This is a genomic window from Wolbachia endosymbiont of Mansonella perstans (assembly GCF_020278605.1).
Lineage (GTDB): Bacteria > Pseudomonadota > Alphaproteobacteria > Rickettsiales > Anaplasmataceae > Wolbachia.
Map to the genome: position 1 here is coordinate 5,045 of NZ_JACZHU010000052.1, position 2,793 is coordinate 7,837.

General features: G+C 35.0%; 4 protein-coding genes. 2 read left to right on the forward strand and 2 right to left on the reverse strand.

All coding sequences use genetic code 11. The features are described 5' to 3' along the window. Window positions 1-21: 21 nt before the first annotated feature. Window positions 22-255 carry a hypothetical protein gene (locus IHO13_RS03660; RefSeq protein ID WP_225538323.1) on the reverse strand — a complete coding sequence of 78 codons (234 nt, stop codon included), beginning with the start codon at window positions 253-255 and terminating at the stop codon, window positions 22-24. Window positions 256-324: 69 nt separating this feature from the next. After that, on the reverse strand, window positions 325-558 hold the full coding sequence (locus tag IHO13_RS03665; RefSeq protein WP_225538324.1) for a hypothetical protein: 234 nt from the start codon (window positions 556-558) through the stop codon (window positions 325-327). Window positions 559-786: 228 nt separating this feature from the next. On the opposite strand from IHO13_RS03665, the gene elbB reads away from it, so the two are divergent. Beyond that, complete coding sequence (elbB, locus tag IHO13_RS03670; RefSeq protein ID WP_225538325.1) at window positions 787-1,479, forward strand: isoprenoid biosynthesis glyoxalase ElbB; 693 nt, start codon at window positions 787-789, stop codon at window positions 1,477-1,479. A 609-nt stretch (window positions 1,480-2,088) separates the two neighbouring features. After that, window positions 2,089-2,637 (forward strand): 16S rRNA (guanine(966)-N(2))-methyltransferase RsmD, encoded by a 549-nt coding sequence (gene rsmD, locus IHO13_RS03675; RefSeq protein WP_225538326.1) that lies wholly within the window; start codon window positions 2,089-2,091, stop codon window positions 2,635-2,637. Window positions 2,638-2,793 lie beyond the last annotated feature (156 nt).

The following is a 2,793-nucleotide window of genomic DNA, read 5'->3' on the forward strand; positions in this document are numbered from 1 at the left end:
ACTTCTGGCACATAAAACAAGTTAAGGTAATTCCTGATATAATTTATAAAAATTTTTATCTCTGTTTTGAATCTGAATTACAGGTAATTTATCAATTATATTGTTCGCAAAACTTTTCACTGCTTTCCCTAGAGGCTCAGCACCTTCTTTTATCTCACCTCTATGTTGATATATAACATAACCAATAGCAGCTATAGCCACTAGTGCTACAAGCCCAGCTAATGCTAACGTACCACCCATTAATGCACGAGCCATTTCTCCTATTGCTAATGTACCCGCTAGTTCACCTGTTAGTGTCGTAATAGCTGCTCCACCTATAACTCCTTAAGTTGACAACTGGTTATCTAAAGCTTTGAACTTTTCCATCATTACCCGATCTTTACCAATTTGCTCAACTAGTTCTTTGAGTGTCTCTTCTTCTGATAATTTTTTTGATATAGCATCTAAAAAATCTCTACCCTTGTCGCAATTTAATAATTCAATTACTTTTTCTGAATCAGCCAAATCTACATCTGTTATATTTGCATTTTTTAAAAAACTTTCTGCTGCTTCTTTCAAGCTGTCATTTCCTTGAATAAGTTCAACTAAGCCTTGAGCAAGTATTCACTGCCTGCGTTTGTTTCACCACCTTGTACCATATTCAATTCCTATCAGTTATAAGTATGCATAATTATATATACTAATTATTAATTACATCTTCATTAATATGAAGTAGTTAATATAATTACCCCTTTTCAAACACGGAATTTGTACTACAATCTAAATTATATGAAAATAAGGTGCTCTATGGGTGAAAAAAAATTAAAAGCTGCTGTGGTTTTATCAGGATGTGGTCACCTCGACGGTGTAGAGGTGAGAGAAGCTGTTTTAAGCTTGCTCGTGCTTGATCAGCAGGAAGTGGAAGTTAAGTGCTTTGCACCTGATATCAATATCAAACAGGTTATTAACCATAAAACAAAAGAGGCAGTAAAAGAGAAGAGGAATGTACTTGTAGAAGCAGCAAGAATTGCAAGAGGTGAAATATATAACCTAAAGGAAGCCAAAGCTAAAGATTTTGACATGCTAGTTGTACCCGGCGGGTATGGAGTTGTGAAAAATTTATCTGACCTAGCTGAAGGTAAAGACGTGGCAACAGTAATACCTGAATTTGAAAGATTAGTTTCAGAATTTTTTGTTGCAAAAAAGCCAATAGGGGCGATATGTATATCTCCAGCGGTGGTTGTTTTTATTTTAAGCAGTAAAATAGGCAAAAGAGGAAATAAAATTAAGGTGACTATAGGGGATGACAGAGAAAAGTTGATAGAAAAGCTTGGTGGCGAGCATATAAAGTGCGATACAGAGTTGTCAATAGAAGACGAAGAACATAATGTATTTTCCTGTTCTGCTTATATGCGTAGCGAGGAAAGTACGTACTCTGTATATCAAGGTATAAAACATATGATTGACAGCATGGTAAAAAAGATCAACAGAGGAAATTAATACCAAGTTCTAATGATAATGGCAAATTAAAGATACCGTTTTACCAGTCAACAAGAGTGTCATTCCGGCACCCCTCCTCCTGTCATCCAAGTAGCTCCGTTTTCTTTCACCCCAGTACTTCTTCTCTTGTCATTCCAGTACGTGACACTGAGATCAAGATACTACTTTAGTAGTAATGTTAAGAAATTTACTAAGTAAAAAAAAGGCAAAAAAAACTGTTAGCTAGTTTTCACTATCTATCTTTTTAAATTGGCGTTTTTACTGTCTTAAACGCTTTAACAAGCGTATTTTAGCTTATATTAGGTAAAAACCTAAAAGGTTTATAAAGACGTGAGGTGCACATAGTGCAAAAAATTAAACATAAGAAGCCAAGTACATTGAGTTTTTTATCGTTTAATCTGTACGGACTAAAGATAAATAATAGCTTCAATATTATGGTAAGAAAGCTGGAGGAATTTGTCAAGTAGTTTTTTCGTTTCTATGGGTAGCTTCTTTCCACTGTTGTCTACCTGCTTTCTGTGTAGTGGAATTGATATAATTAACTGCCAAAGTTATATTGACACTAATCATGTACTACTAAATAATTAGCTAATTTGGAGCTTATTTAGTATGCTGCGTATTATTGCAGGAAAATATCGTGGAAGAAAGATAGCCACAGGTAAGCATTTGGCCGCACGGCCTACCATGGGTGTTGTCCGGGAAGCAATGTTCAACATACTTTTTTCAAAAAAGCCTATTCATAACTCAAACGTGCTTGATTTATTCTGTGGAAGTGGCTCTTTTTCATTTGAAGCACTTTCCCGCGGTGCTAAACATGCATTTATGGTAGATTCAGATTACTACAATTTGCAATTGCCTAAGAAAACGGCAGAAAATCTTGGAACTACGGACGATATTACACTAATTTGCTGCAGTGCTGACAAATTGCCAAAACCCATTTCACGATGCAACATAGTTTTTATAGATCCACCTTACAATAGTAATCTAGTCCATTCAACTTTAGAAGGGTTAGCTCACTCAGGCTGGCTGAGTGATGATGCATTGATAATTCTAGAGATTAGGAAAAACAAAGATTTTCAGTGCAATAAAAATTTTAATATAGTCTTGGAGCGCACTTACGGCATAGCAAGAATAATTTTTCTTTCCCTATCAACTTAAGCTTGCATACACCTTTCATTTATGAATTTCAATTCTATTTGTGTCAAACTTTTGGAAACATCACTCTTAGAGTAATTTTCTGGATAAAATCCTCCATTAAGTTTATAGCCCTTCTGATAACAGTCAGGAATAATCAAAGAAACACAAAATCTACGA

Coding starts and splice junctions, on each gene's coding strand:
- IHO13_RS03660 (WP_225538323.1), bottom strand. CDS start 255: ATGGCTCGTGCATTAATGGGTGGTACGTTAGCATTAGCTGGGCTTGTA.
- elbB (WP_225538325.1), top strand. CDS start 787: ATGGGTGAAAAAAAATTAAAAGCTGCTGTGGTTTTATCAGGATGTGGT.
- rsmD (WP_225538326.1), top strand. CDS start 2,089: ATGCTGCGTATTATTGCAGGAAAATATCGTGGAAGAAAGATAGCCACA.